This is a genomic window from Mesorhizobium sp. M0676 (assembly GCF_040320535.1).
Classification (GTDB): Bacteria; Pseudomonadota; Alphaproteobacteria; order Rhizobiales; family Rhizobiaceae; genus Mesorhizobium.
Genome location: NZ_JAMYPU010000002.1, coordinates 1 through 25,300, shown reverse-complemented (window position 1 = coordinate 25,300; position 25,300 = coordinate 1). Strand labels below are relative to the sequence as shown.

18 protein-coding genes and 1 tRNA gene are annotated in these 25,300 nt (G+C 64.1%); 11 read left to right on the top strand and 8 right to left on the bottom strand.

The genetic code is table 11. The features are described 5' to 3' along the window. Positions 1–73 precede the first annotated feature (73 nt). The 6 genes from glgX (at position 74) to NKI35_RS02145 (ending at position 9,885) form a co-directional block, all read left to right on the top strand. Positions 74–2,074 carry a glycogen debranching protein GlgX gene (gene glgX, locus NKI35_RS02170; protein ID WP_352738323.1) on the top strand — a complete coding sequence of 667 codons (2,001 nt, stop codon included), beginning with the start codon at positions 74–76 and terminating at the stop codon, positions 2,072–2,074. Beyond that, positions 2,074–3,723: a beta-galactosidase BglA gene (gene bglA / locus NKI35_RS02165; protein WP_352738321.1), complete on the top strand. Its 1,650-nt coding sequence runs from the start codon at positions 2,074–2,076 to the stop codon at positions 3,721–3,723. Before glgX ends, bglA begins: the two co-directional genes overlap by 1 nt. A 447-nt stretch (positions 3,724–4,170) precedes the next feature. Beyond that, a complete protein-coding gene (locus tag NKI35_RS02160; protein ID WP_023670734.1) occupies positions 4,171–5,763 on the top strand; it encodes a peptide ABC transporter substrate-binding protein in 1,593 nt (530 codons plus the stop codon). Between the two features lie 394 nt (positions 5,764–6,157). After that, complete coding sequence (locus NKI35_RS02155) at positions 6,158–7,081, top strand: ABC transporter permease subunit (protein WP_023684574.1); 924 nt, start codon at positions 6,158–6,160, stop codon at positions 7,079–7,081. 9 nt (positions 7,082–7,090) lie between these two features. After that, positions 7,091–8,218 carry an ABC transporter permease gene (locus tag NKI35_RS02150; RefSeq protein ID WP_023670736.1) on the top strand — a complete coding sequence of 376 codons (1,128 nt, stop codon included), beginning with the start codon at positions 7,091–7,093 and terminating at the stop codon, positions 8,216–8,218. A 47-nt stretch (positions 8,219–8,265) separates the two neighbouring features. Continuing rightward, positions 8,266–9,885, top strand: coding sequence for an ABC transporter ATP-binding protein (locus tag NKI35_RS02145; protein WP_023702233.1), 1,620 nt, complete (start codon positions 8,266–8,268; stop codon positions 9,883–9,885). A gap of 41 nt (positions 9,886–9,926) precedes the next feature. On the opposite strand, the gene NKI35_RS02140 is transcribed toward NKI35_RS02145, so the two are convergent. Both NKI35_RS02140 and NKI35_RS02135 read right to left on the bottom strand, forming a co-directional pair. Next, positions 9,927–10,271: a hypothetical protein gene (locus NKI35_RS02140; protein ID WP_352738318.1), complete on the bottom strand. Its 345-nt coding sequence runs from the start codon at positions 10,269–10,271 to the stop codon at positions 9,927–9,929. A 174-nt stretch (positions 10,272–10,445) separates the two neighbouring features. Next, positions 10,446–10,522, bottom strand: a tRNA-Pro gene (locus NKI35_RS02135). Between the two features lie 200 nt (positions 10,523–10,722). Here NKI35_RS02135 and NKI35_RS02130 point away from each other — a divergent pair. Further along, complete coding sequence (locus tag NKI35_RS02130) at positions 10,723–12,243, top strand: phosphomannomutase/phosphoglucomutase (RefSeq protein WP_352738315.1); 1,521 nt, start codon at positions 10,723–10,725, stop codon at positions 12,241–12,243. A gap of 11 nt (positions 12,244–12,254) precedes the next feature. Beyond that, positions 12,255–14,492 (top strand): mannose-1-phosphate guanylyltransferase/mannose-6-phosphate isomerase, encoded by a 2,238-nt coding sequence (locus NKI35_RS02125; RefSeq protein WP_352738313.1) that lies wholly within the window; start codon positions 12,255–12,257, stop codon positions 14,490–14,492. Positions 14,493–14,565: 73 nt separating this feature from the next. On the opposite strand, the gene betB is transcribed toward NKI35_RS02125, so the two are convergent. Genes betB through betI form a run of 5 tightly spaced genes read right to left on the bottom strand, consistent with a single transcriptional unit; the run spans position 14,566 to position 20,866 of the window. Next, positions 14,566–16,029 carry a betaine-aldehyde dehydrogenase gene (gene betB, locus NKI35_RS02120; RefSeq protein WP_352738311.1) on the bottom strand — a complete coding sequence of 488 codons (1,464 nt, stop codon included), beginning with the start codon at positions 16,027–16,029 and terminating at the stop codon, positions 14,566–14,568. 51 nt (positions 16,030–16,080) lie between these two features. Further along, complete coding sequence (gene betA / locus NKI35_RS02115; RefSeq protein ID WP_352738309.1) at positions 16,081–17,733, bottom strand: choline dehydrogenase; 1,653 nt, start codon at positions 17,731–17,733, stop codon at positions 16,081–16,083. 3 nt (positions 17,734–17,736) lie between these two features. Then, on the bottom strand, positions 17,737–18,741 hold the full coding sequence (locus NKI35_RS02110; RefSeq protein ID WP_352738307.1) for a threonine/serine dehydratase family protein: 1,005 nt from the start codon (positions 18,739–18,741) through the stop codon (positions 17,737–17,739). Next, complete coding sequence (gene betC, locus NKI35_RS02105; RefSeq protein WP_352738672.1) at positions 18,738–20,264, bottom strand: choline-sulfatase; 1,527 nt, start codon at positions 20,262–20,264, stop codon at positions 18,738–18,740. Before betC ends, NKI35_RS02110 begins: the two co-directional genes overlap by 4 nt. Positions 20,265–20,275: 11 nt before the next feature. Next, positions 20,276–20,866 (bottom strand): choline-binding transcriptional repressor BetI, encoded by a 591-nt coding sequence (gene betI / locus NKI35_RS02100; protein ID WP_023742680.1) that lies wholly within the window; start codon positions 20,864–20,866, stop codon positions 20,276–20,278. 189 nt (positions 20,867–21,055) lie between these two features. Here betI and NKI35_RS02095 point away from each other — a divergent pair, with 189 nt between their 5' ends. After that, the gene (locus NKI35_RS02095) at positions 21,056–22,222 is read left to right on the top strand and encodes an acetyl-CoA acetyltransferase (RefSeq protein WP_352738305.1); all 1,167 of its coding nucleotides are present in this window, start codon (positions 21,056–21,058) and stop codon (positions 22,220–22,222) included. Between the two features lie 27 nt (positions 22,223–22,249). Beyond that, complete coding sequence (locus NKI35_RS02090; protein ID WP_352738303.1) at positions 22,250–23,254, top strand: asparaginase; 1,005 nt, start codon at positions 22,250–22,252, stop codon at positions 23,252–23,254. Here the strand turns inward: NKI35_RS02090 and NKI35_RS02085 are convergent. After that, positions 23,247–24,602, bottom strand: coding sequence for a TIGR03808 family TAT-translocated repetitive protein (locus NKI35_RS02085; protein ID WP_352738301.1), 1,356 nt, complete (start codon positions 24,600–24,602; stop codon positions 23,247–23,249). The genes NKI35_RS02090 and NKI35_RS02085 overlap by 8 nt on opposite strands. Before the next feature lie 138 nt (positions 24,603–24,740). Here NKI35_RS02085 and greA point away from each other — a divergent pair, with 138 nt between their 5' ends. After that, complete coding sequence (gene greA / locus NKI35_RS02080) at positions 24,741–25,214, top strand: transcription elongation factor GreA (protein ID WP_352652856.1); 474 nt, start codon at positions 24,741–24,743, stop codon at positions 25,212–25,214. The last annotated feature ends 86 nt before the right edge of the window (positions 25,215–25,300 follow it).

Genomic DNA, 25,300 nt, shown 5'->3' with positions numbered 1-25,300 from the left:
CCCCGCGCCGACCCCCACCCCGCTCACTTCGTTCGCGACCCTCCCCACAAGGGGGAGGGTGGAGGATGCGCCGATGACCCAGCTCGGCGCAACCGTCACTCCCGAAGGCATCCGCTTCGCCGCCTGGTCGTCATCCGCGCGGCGCCTGTGGGTGTCGATCTTCGACGTCACCGGCGCCCGTGAAATCGACCGGCTCGAACTCCAGCCGGAAGGCGAGGGCGTCTATGCGCTGTTCGTCGCCGGCCTCGCTGCCGGCACCTGCTACGGCTTGCGCGCCGATGGCGACTATGCGCCCGAACGAGGCCTGTGGTTCGATCCCGACAAGCTGCTGACCGATCCCTACGCCGTTGAAATCGACCGACCGTACCAGTATCACTGGCGGCTCACCGCCAAAAGCAACGAAGGCGCCGACACCGCCCCGCTCATGCCGAAGGCGGTCGTAGTTGCGCTGCCGGAACCGGTGGCCCTGTTGCCGCCGGTCTTCAAGCCAGGCGGCCTGATCTACGAGCTCAATGTCCGGTCTTTTACGAAGCAGCATCCGGACGTGCCCGAAGCGCAGCGCGGCACCATTGCGGCACTTGCGCATCCGGCCATCCTCGAACACCTCAGAAAGATCGGCGTCTCCGCCGTTGAGCTAATGCCCGTGACGGCATGGATCGATGAGCGTCATCTGCCGCCGCTCGGCCTCAGCAACGCCTGGGGCTACAACCCCGTCACCTTCATGGCGCTCGATCCGCGCCTGGCGCCCGGCGGTATCGCCGAATTGCGCGATACGGTGGCGGCGCTGCACAAGGCCGGCATTGGCACCATCCTCGATCTCGTCTTCAATCATACCGGCGAAAGTGACCGGCTCGGGCCGACGCTGTCGCTGCGCGGCCTCGACAATCAAGCCTACTACCGCAGCGAGCCGTACGGCAGGTTGGCCAACGATACCGGCACCGGCAATACCATTGCCTGCGACCATCCGGTCGTTCGCGGCATGGTACTCGACACGCTGCGCCATTTCGTCCGCCATGCCGGCGTCGACGGTTTCCGCTTCGACCTGGCGCCGGTCCTCGGCCGCGTCGATGGCGTATTCGATCCGGCGGCCCCGTTGCTCGAAACCATCGCAACCGATCCCATCCTTGCCGATAGGGTGCTGATCGCCGAGCCGTGGGACATCGGCCCGAATGGCTATCAGCTCGGCAATTTCCGGCCGCCTTACCTCGAATGGAACGACCGCTACCGCGACGACGTCAGGCGCTTCTGGCGCGGCGATGCCGGCGCGGTCGGTGCGCTGGCGACACGGCTCGCCGGCTCCTCCGATGTGTTCGGCAGGGAGGGCCAATCCGCCAGCCGCACGGTCAACTTCATCGCCGCGCACGATGGCATGACGCTGGCCGATATCGTCGCTTATGAAGCCAAGCACAACCAGGCCAATGGCGAGAAGAACCGCGACGGCCACAATGAGAACCTGTCCTGGAACAACGGCGTCGAGGGCGAAACCTCGGACAAGGCAATTGCCGAGGCCCGTTCCCATGATCGCTTCGCGCTGCTCGCCACTCTGTTTGCCTCGCGCGGCACCATCATGCTGACGGCCGGCGATGAATTCGGCCGCACGCAAGGGGGCAACAACAACGCCTATGCGCAGGACAACGCCATCACCTGGCTCGACTGGGCCGGGCGCGACGTCGGGCTGGAAGCCCATGTGTCCGCGCTCGCAGCTCTGCGCGGCGCGGTGCCGGCGCTTTCCGATACGCGCTTCCTGACCGGAGAGCCGCCGGCCGGTTCTGAAACGCCCGACGTCGCCTGGCTGACCGAGACCGGCGCGCCGCTCGGCGAAGCCGACTGGAACGATGGCTCGCGCCATCGCCTCGTCATGCTGCTCGGCGATGGCGGGGGAGGCCGCCTGGCTGTGATCGTCAATGGCGATCGCCGCCAATGCGTCTTCACGCTGCCCGCGCGGCAAGGGTTTGAATGGCAGCCGGCTGTTGAAGCGCAAGCGGTCGACCTCGCGTGGCCGCTGCCCGGCTGCAGTGTCAGTTTCATGATCGAGCGCCGGACCGCAAAGGCCCGCGCCAGGAAGGGTCCGTGATGGCCGACGACAATGCCCAGCCGGGACCCGAACAGAGCGCCAACTGGTGGCGCGGCTGCGTCATCTACCAGATCTATCCTCGCTCCTTCCAGGACACCACCGGCGACGGCAGCGGCGATCTCTCAGGCATCACCTCACGGCTGGCGCACGTCGCCTCGCTCGGCGTCGACGCCGTCTGGCTGTCGCCCTTCTTCAAATCGCCAATGGCCGATATGGGCTACGACGTCTCCGACTATCAGGCGGTCGATCCGATGTTCGGCACGCTCGACGACTTTGACGCGCTGGTTGCCGAGGCGCACAGGCTCGGCCTGAAGGTGATCATCGATCAGGTGTTGTCGCACTCCTCCGACAAGCACGAATGGTTTGTAGAGAGCCGTGCCAGCAAGGATAATCCCAAGGCTGACTGGTATGTCTGGGCCGACGCCAGGCCGGACGGCAACGCGCCCAACAACTGGCTGTCGGTCTTCGGCGGCCCGGCCTGGGAGTGGGACGCGACCCGCCGGCAATACTACATGCACAATTTCCTCGCCTCGCAGCCGGACCTCAACTTCCACAATCCTGAGGTTCAAGACGCGTTGTTGCAGACGGTGCGGTTCTGGCTCGAGCGCGGGGTCGACGGCTTCCGCCTGGATACGGTCAACTACTATGTCCACGACCGCTGGCTGCGCAGCAATCCGCCGCTGGCGTCGAGCGTCGCCGGCACCAATGGCGAAACCAACACCTATCTCTTCCAGGAGCATCTGTTCGACAAGACGCAACCGGAAAACCTCGGTTTACTCAGGCGCTTCCGCGCTTTGCTCGACGAATATGACGGCCGCGCCAGTGTCGGCGAGGTCGGCGACGAAGGCCGTTCGCTGCAGACGCTGGCCGCCTACACATCCGGCGGCGACAAGCTCAACATGTGCTACACCTTCGACCTGCTCGGTCAGCAATTCTCAGCCGCCCATGTGCGCGGCTGCGTCGAGGCCTTCGAGGCAGCTGTCGCCGACGGCTGGGTCTGCTGGGCGTTCTCCAACCACGATGTCGTGCGCCATGTCAGCCGCTGGACGCGGCCGGGCGGCGATCCAGATGCGGTGGCGACATTCGCTATCGCTTTGCTCTCCTGCCTGCGGGGCTCGATCTGTCTCTACCAAGGCGAAGAGCTTGGGCTGGAGGAGGCGGAGCTGACCTTCGAGGATCTGCGCGATCCCGTCGGCATCCGTTTCTGGCCGGGGGTAAAGGGCAGGGACGGCTGCCGCACACCGATGGTCTGGGAAGCGGGCGCCGACAATGCCGGTTTTTCCTCGGGAAAACCCTGGCTGCCGGTGCCGGAAAGCCACCGCGCTCGGGCGGTCGATATCCAGAACGCCGACGACAAGTCCGTGCTCGCCGGCTACCGGACGATGCTCGCCTTGCGCAAGGCGCATCTGGCGCTGGTCAAGGGCCCGATCCGCTTTCTCGATACCGACGGCGATGTCCTTGCCTTCATCCGGCAGGGCGAGGACGCGATATTGCTCTGCGTCTTCAATTTCGCCGACAAGCCGGCCGACTGGCGGCTGCCGCCCGATCTCCAGCCTGTCGAGACGATCGCTCTGGGTGGCGGTGCCGTCCTGCAGGAGGAGGGGCTGTTGCTGCCAGCCCTGGGCTGGTTTGTCGGCAAGGTAGGCTGATCTTCAGGGACGCCGTCCGGCGTCAACAAAGATCGTGTCCGCATGCAACCGTGCCGAGTGATCCGTGCAACGCCACCGGCGCCATGTTTTTCATTTTCGGGCTTCTTCGGTACTTTCGTCGAGCTTCGCCACGAACGGCATTCCTGGAATGTTTCCAGATGGTTGCGCCAATTACAACTGCTGAGGGCAAAACGCAAAATACAGGACAACCGCAAGCTGCACCCAATTGAACCTGGTAATATAGATTAGCTATGGCTGGTTTAGGATGAGGATGCTCACTTAGCGTCAAGCAAGACTCGGTTGAAATAATATTTCCGTCTGTCTAGTCTCCTGCCACCAGCTGCCGGGACGGGAACCGGCGGCGCGCTCGAAGGGGCCAGAAATCGGTTCCGGGGCGTCAACACTCGTAAGGCGCAGCCGATGGGCAGCGCCACAGGGAGAGACTTCATGCTGAAAAATATGCTGAAGGCGACGCTTGTCGCCGCGACCATGACCTTTGCCGCAGGCACGTTCCTGACGCCGGCCCTTGCCGAGACCGTCTATAACAGAGGCAGCGCCGCCGAAGCGGAGACGGTCGATCCGCACAAGACCTCGACCGTCTACGAAGCCGATATCATACGCGACCTGTTCCAGGGACTGGTCATGCACGATCAGAAGACGAACCTCATCCCGGGCGCCGCCGAAAGCTGGACGGTATCTGATGACGGCACCGTCTACACCTTCAAGCTGCGCAAGGACGGCTTGTGGTCGGATGGCAGCCCGGTGACGGCGGACGACTTCGTCTATTCCTTCCGTAGGCTGGAGGATCCGGCGACCGCCGCTGAATACGCTTCCATGCTCTATCCCGTGAAGAACGCCGAGGAAGTCAACACCAAGAAAGGCAAGCCCGAGGACATGGGCGTCAAGGCGATCGACGCCAACACCCTGGAAGTGACGCTGAAGGCGCCGACGCCATACTTCCTGGAGATGCTGACCCACCAAGCTACCTATCCGGTCAACAAGGCCTCGATCGACAAGCTCGGCGCCGACTGGATCAAGGCGGGCAATCTCGTTTCGAACGGCGCCTATACATTGGCCGAGTGGATTCCCAACGACCACATGAAGCTGGTCAAGAATCCGAAATTCTGGGATGCCGCGACCGTCAAGATGGACGTCGTCAACTACATCCCGACCGAAGACCGCTCTTCGGCGATGAAGCGCTTCGAGGCAGGCGAACTCGACAGCTACGGCGACCTGCCGACCGAACAGCTCGCTGACCTCAAGACCAAGTTCGGCGATCAGGTCCGCGTCGGACCGTATCTCGGCACCTATTATTACGCGATCAAGACCGACAAGGCGCCCTGGGACAATGTCGAGCTGCGCAACGCCATCTCGATGGCGATCGACCGCGACTTCCTGGCCGAAAAGGTCTGGCAGAATTCCATGCTGCCCGGCTATTCGATGGTGCCTCCGGGCATCGCCGGCTACACGCCGGCAATGGCCAAATACGCCGACATGCCGCAGATCGACCGCGAGGACGCCGCCAAGAAGATCCTTGAGAAACTCGGCTATACGCCCGAGCATCCGCTGAAGATGGAGATCCGCTACAACACCTCGGAAAACCACAAGAACACCGCGGTTGCCATCCAGGAACAGTTGAAGCCGCTTGGCGTCGAGATCACGCTGCTCAACACCGATACCAAGACCCACTATTCCTTCCTCGAGCAGAAGGGCAACTACGACGTCGCGCGTGCCGCCTGGATCGCCGACTACAAGGATCCCGAGACCTTCCTCGGAATCACCCGCAAGGCCAGCGGCAACAACTATTCGAACTACGTCAGCCCGGCATATGAGGCGGCCATGGACAAGGCCGCGGCTGCCGGCGGCAAGCCGGAAGAGCGCATGAAGGACCTCACTGAGGCCGAGCGCATCCTTGTCGATGACGTCGGCAACATTCCGCTTCTCTACTACAGCTTCCACGATATCGTTTCCTCGAAGCTGCATGGCTTCGATGACAATGTGATGGACATCCATCCGTCCCGCTTCGTCTCCAAGGACTGATAATCATCCTTGACTGGACCGCGGCGCCGCCCCGGCGGGGGGGGGGCGGGGGGGGGGGGGGGGCGGGCCCGGAGGGTTGTAAAACCAGCCCCGGCCCCCCCCCAGGCGGTGGTAGGGGGGGTGGGGGGGGGGGGGCCCCCCCCCCCCGGGCCGCCCCCCCCCCCCCGGGCCCCCCCCCCCCGCGGCCCCCCCCCCGCCCCCCCCCCCCCCCCACAAAATAAACTCCCCCTGCCCCCCCCCCCCCCCCCCCTGGGCGCCCCCCCGGACTGGTCGGTCATCGCACCGGTCCGAAAGTCGTGGTCGATTTTCGGCAAGCCCGGTGCGAAGATTTGGCGCCGGAGCGTGGCAATGCGTCCGCATGGACGTATGTCGCTCTGGCCGAAGCGGGGCGCCGATGCTGCGATACATCTTACGGCGGCTTCTGACCGCCATTCCGACGCTATTCGTCATCGTGACCATGGCGTTCTTCCTGATACGCGTCGCACCGGGCGGCCCCTTCAATCAGGAGCGGGGCCTCAGTCCCGAGATCAGGGCCAATCTGGAAGCACAGTTCGGCCTCGACGATCCGCTCTGGCTGCAATATGCCCACTATCTCGGCAATCTTCTGCGCGGCAATTTCGGGCCGAGCTACAATTTGCCTGACTTCACCGTCACCGAACTGTTTGCCAAGGGGCTGCCGATATCGGTCCAGCTCGGCACCTCGGCGCTGATCCTGGCGCTGCTGCTTGGTTCGGTGCTCGGCACCATCGCCGCGCTCAACCAGAACAAGCTTGGCGACTATACGGTGATTGCGCTGGCGACCGCCGGCAGCACTATCCCCACCTTCGTCATCGCTCCTGTGATTCAGCTGGTGTTCGGATTGACCTGGAAGCTGTTGCCGATCGGCGGCTGGGGTGATGGCGCATTGATCAACAAGATCGGCCCGGTGCTGACGCTGGCCTTGCCGCAGATCGCCATCGTTGCCCGCCTGATGCGCGGGTCGATGATCGAGAGCTTGCGTTCGCATCATATCCGAACGGCGCGTGCGCTCGGCCTCTCCGACTGGTCGGTGGTGGTCAAGCACGCGCTGCGCGGCGCCATCCTGCCGATCGTTTCCTTCACCGGCCCCGCAGCCGCGGCGCTGCTCACCGGTTCGGTCATTGTCGAGACCATCTTCTCCATTCCCGGTGTCGGCCGCTATTTCGTCGATGCCGCGCTCAACCGCGACTACACGCTGGTGATGGGGACCGTGGTGGTGATCGCGCTCTTCACCATCGTCTTCAACCTGATCGTCGACGTCATGTACGCGGTCGTCGACCCGAGGGTACGCTATGACTGAGGGTGCGCTATGACTGACATCACAGCCGCCGCCGCTCCGCCGGCCGTCGTCGGCCGCTCGCTCTGGGGCGACGCATGGGCGCGCCTCAAAGCCAACCGCGCCGCCATGTTCAGCCTCTATTACCTGGCCTTCATTGGCGTCATCAGCATCTTCGGCCCCTGGTTCGTGCCGCATCAGTACACCACCATCTATGCCGACTATGTGCGCACGCCACCAAGCTTTTCAGCCTATCCGAAGCCGGACATGATCGAGACGGCGCTCAAGGATGCCATCAAGCGCATGCGCGTCGACATCAAGGAGTGGAAACTGGACGGCAGTCGCGTCACCGTCACCGTCACCTCGACCAAACCGATCGACGACCGCAACATCCGCTATCTCGACCGCTCCGATGCCTTCGACGATACCAAGATAGAGAGCAAATCGGCCGACGGGCTCGAATTGACTATGACTGCGTCGGTCAAACAGCAGTACTTCCTGTTCGGCACCGACAACACCGGTCGCGATCTTCTCTCGCGAACGCTGATGGCAGGGCGCATCTCGCTGGCCATCGGCCTGCTTGCCGGCATTGTCGCGGTGGTCATCGGCGTCCTCTACGGGGCGGCGGCCGGCTTTTCCGGCGGCAAGATCGACGAGGTGATGATGCGCATCGTCGACGTGCTCTATTCCTTGCCCTTCATTTTCTTTGTCATCATGCTGGTGGTGTTCTTCGGCCGCAATTTCGTGCTGATGTTCCTGGCGGTGGGGGCGGTGCTGTGGCTCGACATGGCGCGCATCGTGCGCGGCCAGGCGCTGTCGATCCGGCGGCAGGAGTATGTCCAGGCGGCCGAAGCCATGGGCGTCGGCCAGCGCGGCATCCTGCTGCGCCACGTCATCCCCAATCTGCTCGGACCAGTGGTGATCTACATGACGCTGCTGGTGCCGCAGGTCATCATCCTGGAAAGTTTCCTGTCCTTCCTTGGCCTTGGCGTGCAGGAACCGATGACCAGCTGGGGCGTGCTCATCTCGGTCGGCGCCAAGAACATCGGCACCGCCAACTGGCTGCTTTTGTTCCCCGCCTTCTTCCTCGTGTCGACGCTGTTTGCACTGAACTTCGTCGGCGACGGCCTGCGCGACGCGCTCGATCCGAGAGACCGATGAAGATGGGACCGATAAAGATGGGGACCGATAAGATGGGGACCGTTGCGATGGAAACGCCCGAAACGATCCTCAGCGTCAAGGACCTTCGCGTCCGCTTCCGCACGCTCGACGGCGCGGTCGAAGCGGTCAAGGGCATCAACATCCACGTCAAGGCAGGTGAAACCGTTGCCGTGGTCGGCGAATCCGGATCCGGCAAGAGCCAGACCATGATGGCGGCGATGAGCCTGCTGGCGTCCAACGGCGAGGCGACGGGTCACGTCGATTATCGCGGCCGCAACCTTTTGACCATGAGCAAGCCCGACCTCAACAAGGTGCGCGGCGCCAAGATCAGCATGATCTTCCAGGAGCCGATGACCTCGCTCGATCCGCTCTATTCGATCGGCAACCAGCTTATCGAACCGATCCGCAAGCACCGCGGGCTGAACGCAGCCGAGGCACGGAACGAGGCGCTCAAGTTGCTCAGGCTGGTGCATATCCCCGATCCCGAGCGGCGGATGAAATCCTATCCGCACGAAATGTCGGGTGGCCAGCGCCAGCGCGTCATGATCGCCATGGCATTGGCCAACGACCCCGACATCCTGATCGCCGACGAGCCGACGACGGCGCTCGACGTCACCATCCAGGCGCAGATCCTGGTGCTGCTCGCCGAATTGCAGCGCAAGCTCGGCATGGCCATCGTCTTCATCACCCACGATCTCGGCATCGTCCGGCGCTTTGCCGACCGCGTCTATGTCATGCGCTATGGCGAGGTGGTCGAGGAAGGCGAGGCGGAAGCACTTTTCGCCAACCCGCAGCATGCCTATACCAAAATGCTGCTGGCCGCCGAACCGACCGGCACCAAGGCGGCGCCGCCGCCCAGCGCTCCGGTGCTGCTGGAGGGCCGCAATGTCGAAGTGACCTTCAAGATCGGCGGCGGCTTCCTTGCCGGCGAACCGCTGCTGCTACGCGCCGTCGATCACATTTCGATCCGGCTGAAGCGCAACCAGACCATCGGTATCGTCGGCGAGTCCGGTTCGGGAAAATCGACGCTCGGCCGCGCACTTCTGCGCCTGTTGCCCAGCGACGGTGTCATCCGCTTCGGCGACCGCGACATCTCCACCGCCGACCGCCAGGCGATGCGACCGCTGCGACGTGAGATGCAACTCGTCTTCCAGGATCCGTTCGGCTCGCTGTCGCCGCGCATGACCGTCGGCCAGATCATCACCGAAGGGCTTCTGGTGCATGAGCCGAACCTGTCAGGCAAGCAACGCGATCAGCGCGCCGTCGAGGCCTTGCTCGAGGTCGGCCTCGACCCCAACGCACGCAACCGCTACCCGCACGAATTCTCCGGCGGCCAGCGCCAGCGCATCGCCATCGCGCGTGCCGTGATCCTGAAGCCCAAACTGGTGGTGCTGGACGAGCCGACTTCGGCGCTCGACCGCTCGGTGCAGAAGCAGATCGTCGAATTGCTGCGCAAGCTGCAGGCCGACCACGAACTGTCCTACCTCTTCATCAGCCACGATCTCTCCGTGGTGCGCGCCATGGCCGACTACATCATCGTCATGAGGCAGGGCAAGATCGTCGAGGAAGGCCCGACGGAAGAGATCTTCAGCAACCCGCAGGCCGCCTACACCCAGACGCTGATGGCTGCGGCGATCGATGTCACGCGCTTCAGGCTGAGTGCTTAAGGCGTGACGTTCAGCAGATAGTCAGGGTAGGGCCAGTTCGCTTAGCCCGCTGACCTGGGGCATCTGTTGGCCCTTGTCGCGACAATGGCCTCTTGCCGCTGCTTCAGCAGTTCGATTCTGGCCGTCTCACGCTTGGCCACTGCGCTCTTCACGCGCGTGCCGCCGAGCAGCCAGTTCGGCACGCTGGTGTTGGCGACCTTGCCGCGGGTGATGGCGGTTTGCGAGATGTCGCGCGCGGTATCGCCTACGGCGGTGTTGAGCTCGGCGCATGTCATGCTGTCGTATTTCGCCGGGTTCACAGCGCCGCCCAGCGATGAGCAGCCTGCCGCCAGCGACAGGGCAAGCAGCGCTGACAGCCGGCCTGCACTTGAAATCAATAAATTCATCTTCCGCAAACCTCGTTCCGGCCGCTGTCTCGGCGGCATTCCTATTATCGAGGTAGCGCGGATGGTTGTCGCGTCAAAACACCACGCTGACAGCGAACGCCGACGCGGCCGGTTTGCACCAAGCTATCTTGTGGTGGAGTCGGGAGAAACAAACACCTAAGTGTCTGTTTTTTCTGGTCGGAGTGGCAGGATTTGAACCTGCGACCCCCTCGTCCCGAACGAGGTGCGCTACCAGGCTGCGCTACACTCCGTGACCAGACCGCGGGCTTATAGCTGCCACATACCGTTCCTGCAAGCGGCAATGGCAGCGCTTCTGTCGCATTTCGTTGGCTTTCGTTGGGCATTGCCGCAAAGCTTGGCTTTCCCTCCCGGGATAAACCCGGCTTAAAGCCTTATGTGCTAAGTCGCAGCCTCGATAAATTGTGCTTTCGCCATCTGGAGCTCTGCTGCCTTGCCCCTGAAAATCGTAGGCGACGCCCGGCCCAACAGCTTCGAATTCGAAACGGAAGCGCTGATCAAGGCGTCGGGATTTCGCGAGTACGATGCGCGCTGGTGGTTCGGTCACGCCGGCTTTGCGCAGCCGCCGGAGCTCAACCTGATCGGCGTCCAGGCGCTCGGCATGGGGCTTGGCACCTTGATCCGCCGTCTTGGCGCGGGTCCCGACATCGTCACCGGGCATGATTTCCGTTCCTATTCGCTTGCCATCAAGCTGGCGCTGGTTTCCGGCCTGATGGCTGCGGGCGCAAAGGTGAAAGACATTGGCCTGGCGCTGTCGCCCATGGCCTATTTCGCCCAGTTCGCGCTCGACGCGGCATCCGTCGCCATGGTCACGGCATCGCACAACGAGAATGGCTGGACCGGAGTCAAGATGAGTGCGGCGAGGCCGCTGACCTTCGGACCAGAGGAGATGAGCGCACTGAAACAGATCGTGCTGTCGAGCGACTTCGATCTCGCCGGCGGCGGCTGCTACGATTTCGTCGCCGGTTTTCGCGAGACCTATCTCGACGACCTGACTCAGGACAAGCGCATCGCGCGCAAGATCAGGGTTGTGGCGGCTTGCGGCAACGGCACCGCCGGCGCCTTCGCGCCGCAGGCGCTGGAGCGCATCGGCTGCGAGGTGATCCCGCTCGATGTCGAGCTCGACCACAGTTTTCCGCGCTATAACCCGAACCCGGAAGACATGCAGATGCTGCATGCCATCCGCGACAAGGTGCTGGAGACCGGCGCCGATGTCGGGCTGGGCTTCGACGGCGACGGCGACCGTTGCGGCGTGGTCGACAATGAGGGCAACGAGATCTTCGCCGACAAGGTCGGCGTCATGCTCGCGCGCGATATCTCCAGCCAGCATCCCGGCTCGACCTTCGTCGTCGATGTCAAATCGACCGGCCTGTTCAACACCGACAGCGTTTTGCGTGGCAACGGCGCGAAGACAGATTACTGGAAGACCGGCCATTCCTATATCAAGCGCCGGGTCGCCGAGCTTGGCGCCGTCGCCGGATTCGAGAAGTCGGGCCATTTCTTCTTCAACCCGCCGATCGGCCGCGGCTATGATGACGGTCTCATCACGGCAATAGCCATTTGTGAGATGCTCGACCGGAACCCCAGAAATTCGATGGCCGATCTCTATCGCGCGCTGCCGCTGACCTTCGGCACGCCGACCATGTCCCCGCATTGCGCCGACGATGTGAAATACGGCGTGGTCGATCGGGTGGTGGCGGACTTCCAGGCGATGCAGCGCGCCGGCAAGACTTTTGCCGGCCAGAAGATCGCTGACCTGATCACCGTCAACGGCGTGCGCGTCGTGGCTGAGGACGGCACCTGGGGGCTGGTGCGGGCGTCATCGAACAAGCCGGAGCTTGTCGTGGTTGTCGAAAGCCCGACATCGTCCGACCGCCGCCGGCAGATGTTCGAGGCCGTCGACGCCGTGCTGCGCCGCAGCCCCGAAGTCGGCGCTTACAACCAGACGTTCTGATTGGACCTTTCATGAGCGAGCGCATCGTCAGTTTTGTCATGAGCGGCGGTGTCGGCTCGCGGCTGTGGCCGCTGTCGCGCGAGGACAACCCGAAACAGTTCCACGATCTTTCCGGCGACGGCTCGATGCTGGCCAAGACACTGCGCCGGCTGACGGCGCGGCCGGAGGGCGAAACGCCGATCTTCCTGATCGCCGCCGAGCGCCATGCCGAGCGCGTGCATGCCGACCTTGCCGGCCTCGACCTCGCCGGCGGTGGCCCGCTGTTCGAGCCGACCGGGCGCAACACGGCTGCCGCCGTGGCGCTGGCCGCGCTGCGCACATTGTCGGAGTTCGGCGACAGCCTGGTGCTGGTGGTGCCGTCAGACCATGAAATCGCCACGCCCAATCAGTTCTGGCAGAGCGTCGAGGCGGGCAGCCAGGCAGCGCTTGCCGGCCGTCTGGTGGTGTTCGGCATCAAGCCGGCGCAGCCCGAGACCGGCTATGGGTATATCGAAGTCGCAGCCGAAAGCGGCGGCGTCTTCGACGTGTCGCGCTTCGTCGAAAAGCCCGACCTCGCCACCGCGCAGAGCTATCTCAGTGCGGGCACCTTCTACTGGAACACCGGCATTTTCCTGTTTCGCGCCGGCGCCATGCGCGACGCCTTCGCCACCTTCCAACCCGACATCTGGCAGGCCACCGAAACCGCCTACAAGGCCGCAACGAGCGACATGTCCGGTCTCTATATGCCGCTCGACCTCTACGCCGCCATCCCGTCGAACTCGATCGACTACGCCATCATGGAACGGGCCAAGGACATCGCGATGGTGCCGGCCGGCTTCCGCTGGAACGACCTCGGCTCCTGGCAGTCGCTGCTTGATGTCGGCCCTGCCGACGCCAAGGGCAATGTCGTCGTCGGCGATGTCGTCGCCATCGATTGCGAGAACTCCTACATCCGCAGCGACGGCCGGCTTTTGTCGGCGATCGGCATGAAGGATGTCGCCATCGTCTCGACCGCGGACGCCACCTTCGTTGCCCCGGTCAGTCACAGCCAGCACGTCAAGAAGATCGTCGAGCAGCTGGAGAAATCGGGACGGCTGGAAACCAGGTTTACGCCGGCACACGACCGCGTCATCGAGAGCGGCGCCTGGCGTCGGCGCGTGCATCACTGGCTGTTCGAGGAGACCTTGCCGCTGTGGTCGACTTCAGGCGTCGATGAGCGTCATGGCGGCTTCCACGAGGCGCTCGGCTTCCACGGCGAGGCGCTGTTGAAGCCCAAGCGCATGCGCACGACGGCGAGGCAAGTCTACGCCTTCGCCGTTGCCAAGGCCCGCGGCTGGGACGGTCCAGCCGATCGCCTGATCTCCCATGGCATCGCCTTCATGGCCGGCAAGGGCCGCACGGACCGGGGCGGCTGGGTGCGCACGCTCAATGTCGACGGCTCCGTCGCCGACCCAACCGAGGATGCCTACGACCATTCCTGCGTGCTGCTGGCGCTGGCGCATGCGCATATGTGCGGCAATCCGGATGCGCTGCGGCTGGGCCAGGAGACCTTCGTGTTCCTCGACGCGCATCTCGAGGACAGCCGCATGACCGGTTTCCTCGAGACGTCGGACGGGGAGGGCGAGCGGCGCTCCAACCCGCATATGCATCTGCTCGAGGCCTTCCTCGCCTGGTATGAGGCGACCGGCGACCGCACCTATCTGCGCCGCGCCGCGCGCATCATCGACCTTTTCCGCAGTCATTTCTTCGATGCCGAGAGCTGGACGCTGGGCGAATATTTCGACGCCGGGTGGAAGCCGGCCGCCGGCGAGAAGGGCACATGGACCGAGCCCGGCCATCATTTCGAATGGGCCTCGCTGCTCACCGATTTCGTCGCCCGCAGCGGCCAGGGCGAGTTGAGCAATTTTGCCCGCAAGCTCTACGCCTCGGCCATCGCCAACGGCCTCAACCGCGCCACCGGCCTTGCCTACGGTGCGGTCTCCCGGCAGGGCCTGCCGCTCGACCTCGTATCGCGCAGCTGGCCGCAGGCGGAAGCGATCAAGGCGGCGATTGCGCTGGATGGCTCGGGCGGTCCCGACCTCAAGCCCGAAATCGAGGCGCGCGTCGGCCGGCTATTCCGCTGGCACATCGACCCGGCGCCGCTCGGCCTGTGGATCGACCGCATCGACGAACGCGGCCGCTCCTTGGCATCGGACGTGCCGGCCAGCATCTTCTATCATCTGGTCTGCGCGCTGACGCAGTATCTTGATGGGACAGCGCAGAAGGGGTGAGGTTGTTGAGAGGCCGGTGCGAGGCACCCCCCTCTGCCGTGCAGGGCAGAGGGGGGTGCCTCGCGCCAACCCCTCAATACGGGCTCGCTACATCCCCGGTCTCGACATACACCGCCTTCAGCTGCGAATAGAGCGCTAAAGCCGCCAGCGAGTTCTCGCGCCCAATGCCGGATTGCTTCACCCCGCCAAACGGAATTTCCACCGGCGTCAGATTGTAGGCGTTTATCCAGCAGGTGCCGGCCTGCAGTTCGGCGATCACCCTATGGGCGCGCTGCAGGTCGCGGGTGAAGACGCCGGCGGCGAGGCCGAATTCGGTGTCGTTGGCGCGGTCGATCACCTCGTCCTCGCCGTCGAACTTCAGCACGCTCATCACCGGCCCGAAAATCTCCTCGCGCGCAATGCGCATCGTATCGGTGACGCCGGTGAACACCGTCGGCTCGACAAAGAAGCCGCCATCGAACCCTTGCAGCGACGGCACGTTGCCACCGCAGGCGAGCGTTGCTCCATCCTGCCTGCCGGCCGCGATGTAGGAAACGACCTTCTCCTGCTGCGCCTTGTTGACCAGCGGCCCCATCTGCGTCTCAGGATCGAGCGGATCGCCGATGCGGATCTTTTTCGTCCGCTCGACCAGCCGGTCGACGAAGCGGTCATGGATGCCGCTTTGTACGAAAACACGCGTGCCGTTGGAGCAGATCTGCCCGGTCGAATAGAAATTGCCGAGCATGGCGCCGCCGATGGCGTTTTCGAGATCGGCATCGTCGAACACGATCAGCGGCGACTTGCCGCCGAGTTCCATCGTCGCATGCTTCATCTTCGAACCGGCGAGCGACAGCACCTTGCGGCCGGTCGGCACCGAGCCGGTCACCGAAACCTTGGCAACGACATCGTGGCCGACGAGGCCGGCGCCGACATCGCCATAGCCTTGCACGACGTTGAACAGCCCGTCGGGCAGGCCCGCCTCTGAGTAGATCTCGGCCAGCGCCAGCGCCGACAGCGGCGTGTTTTCCGAAGGCTTGAATACCATGGCGTTGCCCATGGCGAGCGCGGGGGCGGATTTCCAGCCGGCGATCTGGATCGGATAGTTCCAGGCGCCGATGCCGACGCACACACCGAGCGCCTCGCGGCGCGTATAGGCAAAAGGTCCACCAAGATCGATCGCATCGCCGTTGAAGGCGGCAACCGCGCCGCCGAAATATTCGAGGCAGTCGGCGGCCGATAGTGCATCCGCCACCAGCGTCTCCTGGATCGCTTTGCCGGTGTCGAGCGTCTCGATCCGCGCCAGATCGGCGTTGCGCGCGCGCAAAATGTCGGCGGCGCGGCGCAGGATGCGGCCACGCTCGACCGGCTTCATCCGCGCCCAGGCCGGTTGTGCGGCCCGCGCGGCTTCGATGGCGATCTCCAGCACGTTCGGAGTCGCCGAATGCAAGGTGGCGATGACCTCACCGGTCGCCGGATAGATCACCGGCAGCGGCGCGCCGCCTTCGTCCTCGATGTAGCGGCCGTTGACATAGTGCGATGCCGTTGGCTGGGCGCGCATGCTGTTCTCCAGATGTATTCGCTACTGCGGAGCAGTCCGCCGGACAATGCCCTATCGATCCGCCACCTGCCAGCGCGGATTGATCCAGGGTTCCTGGTTGGACGGCGCCAGTGGCGTGCGGCCGAGAATGTGGTCGGAGGCCTTCTCGCCGGTCATGATCGACGGCGCGTTGAGGTTGCCGTTGGTCACCCGCGGGAAGATCGAGGAGTCGGCGACGCGCAGGCCGTCGACGCCGATGACCCGGCACTCCGGATCGACCACGCTCATGATGTCGTCGGCGCGGCCCATCTTGCACGTGCCGCACGGGTGGTAGGCACTCTCGGCATGATCGCGGATGAAGGCGTCGAGATCCTCGTCCGACTGGACGTGCGAACCCGGCGAGATTTCCTTGCCGCGAAAGCCGTCAAAAGCCTTCTGGCCGAAGATCTCGCGGGTCAGCCGGATGCAGTGGCGGAACTCGGTCCAGTCGTCTGGATGCGACATGTAGTTGAAGCGGATGACCGGCGTCGCTTTCGGGTCGGGCGAGCGCAGCGTCACCGAACCGCGCGACTTCGACCGCATCGGCCCGACATGCGCCTGGAAGCCATGCGCCTTCGCCGCCGCCTTGCCGTCATAGCGCACCGCCGCCGGGATGAAGTGGTACTGGATATCGGGGTAGTCGACACCGGCCTGCGAGCGTACGAAGGCCGCGGCCTCGAAATGATTGGTGGCGCCGAGGCCGGTCTTGAAGAACAGCCACTGCGCCCCGATCAGCGTCTTGGAGAATGGGTTGAGAACCGAATTCAGCGTGATCGGCTGGGTCGATTCCTGCTGGATGTAGAGCTCCATATGATCCTGCAGATTACGGCCGACACCGGGCCGGTCGGCCACGACTTGGATGCCGTTCTCCGTGAGATGCGCGGCCGGGCCGATACCGGATAGCATCAGGATCTTGGGCGAATTGATCGACGATGCGGCGACGATCACCTCACGTCGTGCCTTAACGACCTGAATCTGTTTGTGAGCTTCGATCTCGACTCCGACGGCACGATGATTCTCGATGATCACCCGGCGGGCGAAGCCTCTGATCACGCTGACATTTTGCCGCTTGAGCGCCGGCCTCAGATAGGCTGACGCCGCCGACCAGCGGCGGCCGCCGCGAATGGTTTGCTCCATTGGTCCGAAGCCTTCCTGCTTCGAGCCATTGTAGTCGTCGGTCAGTTCGAACCCGGCTTGGCGGCCGGCCTCGACAAAGGCGCCGTAGAGCGGATTCTTGCGCGGGCCACGCTGGACGTGCAGCGGGCCGCCGTGGCCGCGCCAGCCGTCCTCGCCGCCGTCACTGTCCTCCATGCGCTTGAAATAGGGCAGCACGTCGGCGAAGCCCCAGCCGGCCGCCCCCTGTTCGGCCCAGTGGTCGAAGTCGCGTGCGTGGCCCCTGACATAGACCATGCCGTTGATCGAGGACGAGCCGCCGATCACCTTGCCGCGTGGCGTCGCCAGCACGCGGCCGCCGAGATGCGGCTCCGGTTCGCTGGCAAAGCCCCAGTCGTAAAGGCTCATGTTGAGCGGGATCGACAGCGCCGACGGCATCTGGATCAGCGGCCCGATATCGGTACCGCCGAACTCGATGACGATCACCGAATGCTTGCCGTCTTCCGACAGTCGGTAGGCCATGGCCGAGCCGGCCGAGCCGGAGCCGATGATGACGAAGTCTGCTTCAAGCATGGTTCACATGCGCCCATCGTTCATATGCGAAATAAAATCGGCGAGCGAGACATTGCCGCCGGTAGCCATGACCAGGACCGTTTTACCCGTCACATCCACCTTGCCGCCGAGGAGCGCCGCCAGAGAGGCGGCGCCCGATGGCTCGAGCACCAGCTTCATCCGTTCGAAGGCGATCTTCATTGCCCGCCGCACGGAGGCATCATCGACGGTGATGCCGCGCACGCCGGCGGTCTTGACCGCCGCAAACGGCGCGTCGCCCGGCCGCCGCGACATCAGCCCGTCGCAGATCGACTTCGGCGCGATCGGCATGGTCTCGACGGCGCCATGCGCTAGCGATGAACCCATGCCGTTGAAGCCTTCCGGTTCGACGCCGATGATCTCGGTTGCCGGCGACAGATAGTGGAAGGCGAGCGAGACGCCGCCGATCAGCCCACCACCGCCGACCGAGCAGTACAGAAGGTCGGCACTGGCGTCCTTTGCCTCGAATTGTTCGAGCGCTTCGAGCCCGGCGCCGGCCTGGCCGGCAACGATCTCCGGATCGTCGAATGGATGCAGCAACGCCAGCCCTTCGGTCTCGGCAATCTCGCAGGCCTTGGCGGCTGCGACCTCTTCACGGGCGCGCTCGCCATGATCGGTCAGCACGACGCGCGCGCCATAGCCTGCGGTCGCATCGCGCTTGGCGGCCGGCGCGTCGATCGGCATGACGATGGTGACGGGAATGCCGAGCGCCTGGCCGGCAGCCGCCAACCCTTGCGCGAAATTGCCGGAGGAGTAGGCGACGACGCCTTTTCTGGCCTCATCCGGCGACAGCCGCTTCAACCGCCAATAGGCCCCGCGCACCTTGAACGATCCCGCCCATTGCAGCGATTCCGGCTTGATAAAGACGCGGGCCGCACCCGTCTCCTTGGCCAAGGCTGTCGATTCGAGCAAAGGCGTGATCTGCGTCGCCTTCGACGTCACGGCATAGGCCTGTCTGAGGTGCTCGAGGGAGGGGACAATTGTCATCATTCGCCTCGCGGAAAGCGTTTCTGTTCCTCGAGATTGTCGAGGTTCATGTGGTTGCGCATGTAGCGTTCCGACGCCTTCTGCAGTGGCTGGAATTCCCAGGGGTAATGCGTGCCGTTGCGCAGCGCGGGATAGACCACCCAGCGCCGCGCCTGGCTGACGCGCACCGCGGCATCGAATGCCGTCATGTCCCAGCGCGCTCGCACGGCTCCCGTGAAGGCCGCCACCAGATCGGCATGCGCCGGATCGGTGGCACGATTGGTGCGTTCTTGCGGATCGGCTTCGAGGTCGAACAGAAGCGGCGGGTCGATCTCGCAATGGATGAATTTGTAGCGGCCGTCGCGGATCGCCACCAACGGCGCGTTGGAGCCCTCGGCGGCATATTCCATCAGCACCGGCGCGGTGCGCTGTCCGCCATCAAGCAACGGCAGCAGCGACTGGCCATCGGTCCACGGTGCGATCGCGGAGATGTCGATGCCGGCGAGATCGCACAGCGTCGGCGTCACGTCGAGGTTGGAGACCGGCGCCTCGATCAGCCCTGCAGGAATGCCTTTGCCGGCGATCATCAAAGGTACTCGCGCCGAGCCCTCGAAAAAATTCATCTTGAACCACAGGCCGCGCTCGCCAAGCATGTCGCCATGGTCGGAGCAGAACAGGATGATGGTGTCGTCCAGCATGCGCGTTCGCTCCAGCACTGACATCAACTCGCCGACCTTGTCGTCGAGATAGGAGATGTTGGCGTAGTAGCCGCGCCGCGAGCGGCGGATCTGCTCCGGCGTGATGTTGAAACTGTCGTAGTCGCTGGCCCGGTAAAGCCGTTGCGAATGCGGGTCCTGATGGGCATAGGGGATTAATCCCACCTCCGGCTCAAGCGCCGGACAGTCTTTATAGAATTCCCAATATTGCCGCCGTGCGACATAGGGGTCGTGCGGGTGGGTGAAGGAAACCGTCAGGCACCAGGGCCGGCTGGCCTCGTCCTCGGAGGTGCGGGCAAGATCGTAGAGTTTTTGCACCGCGTGGAAGGCGACCTCGTCGTCATACTCCATCTGGTTGGTGATCTCGGCAACGCCGGCGCCGGTGACCGAGCCCAGATTGTGATACCACCAGTCGATGCGCTCGCCGGGCTTGCGGTAATCCGGCGTCCAGCCGAAATCGGCGGGATAGATGTCGGTGGTCAGCCGCTCCTCGAAACCGTGCAACTGGTCCGGCCCGACGAAATGCATCTTGCCCGACAGGCAGGTGTAGTAGCCGGCGCTGCGCAGATGATGCGCATAGGTCGGGATCGAGGAAGCGAATTCGGCGGCGTTGTCATAGACCTGGGTGCGCGACGGCAATTGCCCGCTCATGAAAGCGGCGCGGCCCGGCGCGCAAAGCGGCGAGGCCGTGTAGTTGTTGCCGAAGCGCGCCGAGCGTGCGGCCAGCGCCTTGAGATGCGGCACATGCAGGAAGTCCGCCGGCCCGTCCGCAAACAGCGTGCCGTTGAGCTGATCGACCATGACGATCAGGATGTTGGGTCGCCTTGATATCTCTGAGGCTGTCACTGTGTCTGTCGCCCGCCGAGTTTGATTTCGAGATAATCTTCGACCAGCGCGATCGCGGTTTGAGCATCCGGCACGCCGTCCTTCAGCGCGCGCCTGATGTACAGCCCGTCGATCATCGCCGCGACCGCTTCCGCCGCGCGGTCGGCCTCGTTGCGCGGCAGTATGCCGGTCAGTCCGCTCATCAGGTTCGAGTGCAGCCGCCGCGCATAGACCCTGAGCAGCCGGCGCAGGGCCGATGATTTCTGTGCCTCGACATAAAAGGCGAGCCAGGCCGCGATGGTTTCCGGCCGGAACTGGATGTCGGAGAAGTTGACGGCGACCACCGCCGAGACGCGTTCGCGCGGCGAGCCGGCGGATTGCAGGGCGCGCCGCATGTCGATGGTCAGTTCGGCCAGTATGTGCCGCATCGTCGCCAGCAGCAGTTCGTCCTTGGCGCCGAAATAGTGGTGGGCAAGGGCCGACGACACGCCCGCCCGTCCGGCGATCTCCGACATGGTCACATCAAGCGAGCCGCGCTCGCCGATCGCCGAGATCGTCGCGTCGATGAGCGCCTTGCGGCGCAACGGTTCCATTCCGACTTTCGGCATTGGGGAGATCCAGATCAAAACCGAGATTATTTTTTATTGACGGATCAATCAATAAAAAACTCGCGCTCGGATCAACCGATCGTGTCGCTCTGGCCCATCCGTTGGACTGGAAAACGGTTCACTGTTGAACAATATTAGAGGCTGATGCCGCGCTATGACATGTTAGGCTTGCGGCGAACGGAGGTTGCCATGACCGCATGCATCGTCGGCTGGGCGCATTCGCGCTTCGGCAAGCTTGAAGCCGAGACGCTCGAGGGCCTGATCACAAAGGTCGCGGTCGACGCGCTCGACCATGCCGGCATTGGCCCGGACGAGGTCGACGAGATCGTGCTCGGCCATTTCAACGCCGGCTTCTCCCCTCAGGATTTTACCGCCAGCCTGGTGCTGCAGGCCGATGACCGGCTGCGCTTCAAGCCGGCGACGCGGGTCGAGAACGCCTGCGCCACGGGTTCGGCAGCGGTCCGCCAAGGCATCCGCGCCATCGACGCCAATGCCGCCCGCATCGTGCTGGTGGTCGGTGCCGAGCAGATGACGACGACCCCCGGCCCCGAGATCGGCAAGAACCTGCTCAAGGCTTCCTATCTGCCGGAGGAGGGCGACACGCCGGCCGGTTTCGCTGGCGTCTTCGGCAAGATCGCGCAGGCCTATTTCCAGCGTTATGGCGACCAGTCGGACGCGCTGGCGATGATCGCCGCCAAGAACCACAAGAACGGCGTCGACAATCCGTACGCGCAGATGCGCAAGGATTTCGGTTACGAATTCTGCCGCCAGGAAAGCGAGAAGAACCCCTTCGTCGCCGGTCCGCTGAAGCGCACCGATTGCTCCCTGGTTTCCGATGGCGCCGCCGCTCTTGTGCTCACCGACACCTCGACGGCGCTGAAGATGCGCCGCGCCGTCGCCTTCCGCGCCAACGAGCATGTCCAGGATTTCCTGCCGATGTCGAAGCGCGACATCCTGTCTTTCGAAGGCTGCGAGCAGGCCTGGAACCAGGCTTTGAAGAAGGCCGGCGTGACGCTCGACGACCTCTCCTTCGTCGAGACGCATGACTGCTTCACCATTGCCGAGCTGATCGAATATGAGGCGATGGGCCTAGCCAAGCCGGGCGAGGGCGGCAGGCTGGCGCTAGACGGCAAGACTGCAAAAGACGGCAGGCTGCCGGTCAATCCTTCGGGCGGGCTGAAGGCCAAGGGCCATCCGATCGGCGCCACCGGTGTGTCGATGCATGTGCTGACCGCCATGCAGTTGACCGGCGAAGCAGGCGGCATCCAGGTGCCGGACGCAAAGCTTGGCGGCATCTTCAACATGGGTGGCGCTGCCGTCGCCAACTACGTTTCCATCCTCGACCGGATCAGGTAGAAGCGGCCCGTATTTTTCGGGGTGGTGATGACAAATCCGGTTCTGGTCGAAGTCTTGCGCGGCGCGATCGTCGAGAGCGCCCATCGCGGCGCTGTCGCAATGTTTGACGGTGACGGCAAGCCTGTCCTGGAGATCGGCGATACGGCGCGGCCGGTGTTTCCGCGCTCGGCGGTCAAGGCGATCCAGGCGCTGCCGCTGGTCGAAACGGGTGCCGCCGATGCCTATGGCTTCGGCGACCGCGAACTGGCGCTGGCCTGCGCTTCACATTCAGGCGAACCCGCGCATGTCGAACTGGCGCAGGCGATGCTGGCCAAGGCCGACCTCGACAAGTCGGCGCTGGAATGCGGCGCGCATTGGCCGTCGAACCACGACGCGACGATCGCACTGGCCCGCACAGGCGTCTCGCCGAACGCACTTCACAACAATTGCTCGGGCAAGCATTCCGGATTTCTCTGCACCTGCGTGCACTCAGGGATTGCCCACCAAGGCTACGTCAAGGCAGGCCATGGTTTGCAGGAGATGGTGCGCGACGCCATGCAGGCGGTGACCGGCGCTGCCCACGATGCGGATCACCGGGCAACCGATGGCTGCTCGATCCCCACCTATGCCGTGCCGCTGAAAAGCTTTGCGCTGGGCTTTGCCCGCATGGCGACGGGCAGGAGCCTTGGCCCTGAGCGCGCCAAGGCGGCCAAACGCCTGCTGTCTGCCTGTATGGCCGAGCCTTTCCTGGTCGCCGGCACCGGCAAAGTGGATGTGGCGCTGATGCAGGCCGCGCCCGGCCGCATATTCGTCAAGACGGGCGCCGAGGGTGTCTATTGCGCCGCCGTTCCGGAGCTTGGCCTCGGCATCGCGCTAAAATGTGATGACGGCGCCGGCCGCGCCGCCGAGGTGATGATTGCCGCTGTGCTGGCAAAACTTCTCAGCGCCGACGGCGCACTGGAGGCGAACCTTCTGGAGCGGGCCAATCCGCCGATCGAAAGCCGCATCGGCGCCAAGGTCGGCTCGCTGCGGCCGACGACGACGCTCAGCTGACCCTGTTTCGCTCGACCGTCAGATGCGCATTGCCGCTTACGCTTGACCGCGCGAGGTCGCCGGTCGCCGGTTCGGCCCAGCGCTGGCCGATGATGGCGCCGTTCCTGGCGCCGTCGATGACGTTGTCGGAGATGATGGCGTTCCCAGCGCCTTCGACCACAGTGACGGCGATGCCGGTTCCCGCCTTGCGGATGATGTTTCCCGTCGCCACAACATTGCGCATATAGGCGCCCCAGCCGATCTGCATGCCGTAGAGCGGCGCGTTCTCGATGACATTGCCCGAGACGGTGGTGTCGGCCTCGACGCTGATACCGACGCCGAAGCCCGGCGCGTCGGCGGGGTAAGGGCCGGCGGTCGAGAGGTTGCGCACGATGTTGTTCGAGCAGACACCCATACGGCCGCCCTCGTTGAAATTGACGATCGAGATGCCGTTAGCGGCACCATCGACGATGTTGTTGCCGATGATGGCGCCTTCGAAGGAGAATTCGGAATAGAGCGCCGTTTCGCCCGACCGCGAGCAGGTGTTGCCGGTCATCTGCAGATTGCTGGAACTGTTGGCGCGGATTGCCGAGAAGGCGCAGTCCGAGACGATGTTGCCGCTGACCGAGACATTGCCGGCACGGAATGCGTTGATGCCATTGCCGTTCTGCCCGGTGCCGCCGCTGCGGGCGCCGATCCGCTGCACGCGGTTGCCGCTGACGATCGTGCCGTCCTCGGCCTGCTGCCAGCGATGGACAAGAATGCCGCCATTGCCGCAGTCGGATACGGCATTATCGGATATCGCCAGGCCAGCGGCCTCGACGGAGTAGATGCCGGCGTCCGCAGCCCCCGAAATCTCGGAGCGCTCGACGCGGCCCGACGCATACTCCAGCGCCAGCCCATGCTTGCCGCTGCCGGTGATCGTGCAATTGTCGATGACGAGATGGGCGACGCGGCGCAGGTCGAGCAGGCCTTGCGCATCGTCGGCCAACCCGCCGTTGGCGCCGTCGAAGACCAATGCGGTGAACTCTATATGCTCGGCCTGTTCGGCCGTCAGCAAATGGCCACTGCCGCCATAGAGGATGCGCGAGGCGCCCGGCACGCCCGAAAGCCTGACGCGGGCGGGCAGGGTCAGGTTGGACACGACATAAGAGCCCGGCGGCAGGAACACCGGCGCGTTGCGGTCGCTGGCCTCGGCTAGCATCCTGGCGAAGGCCTTGCTCTGGTCGTCCGGTGCGTCCGGCTCCACGCCAAGCTCGGCGGCATTGATAGAGCCAAGCGCTGCCGTCATCGCCAAGGCGTTGTCCAACGAAACGCCGAGCACCGCAAAGCCGACAGTCCCCTTGAGAAGCGTTCGTCTGTTCAACATCGGCACAGATCCCTGCGATGAAACGGTTCTTCGCAGGAATTGGGCCAGCCGCATAGGCTCCGCTCCGCCGCAGCCCGGTCAATGACCTGGTCCGGCAAGTGGCTTGTGCTGTCACGGAAGCGGGCCTAAGTTTATCCGATGAGCAGAGCTTTTACCCGCGAGGAAGACAGCGAAAACGCCATTGCCGGCATCGGCGAGCGGCCGATCAGCCAACACCGCAATCTGGTGACGGAGCGCGGCCTGGCGATGATCGAGGACAATCTGGCCGATCTGCGCGACATCTTGGCGAAAGCCGAGCGAAAAGCCGATCGCGAGCGCATTGCCGTTGTCTCGCGCGACCTGCGCTACTGGACAGCGCGCCGCGAAAGCGCCGAGCTTTCCGTGCCGGAACCGGGCAGCGATCAGGTGCGCTTCGGCATGGGTGTCACGCTGGAAAGCGATGACGGCAAGAAAGTGCACTGGAAGATCCTCGGCGAGGACGAGGCCGACCCCTCAAAGGGCAGCATCTCACACGTCTCGCCAATGGCCGTGGCGCTGTTCGGCAAGAAAGTCGGCGACGTCGCAAGCGTCAACGGCAAGGAATGGGAAATCGTCAAGCTGTCGGACAGCTAAATGTTTAGTCCCAAGGTTTGATGGGTTGGATCGAGCCTGAATCGTTCGGGCTCTTTTGTCCAGATTTTGCAGATGTATTCAAAGGG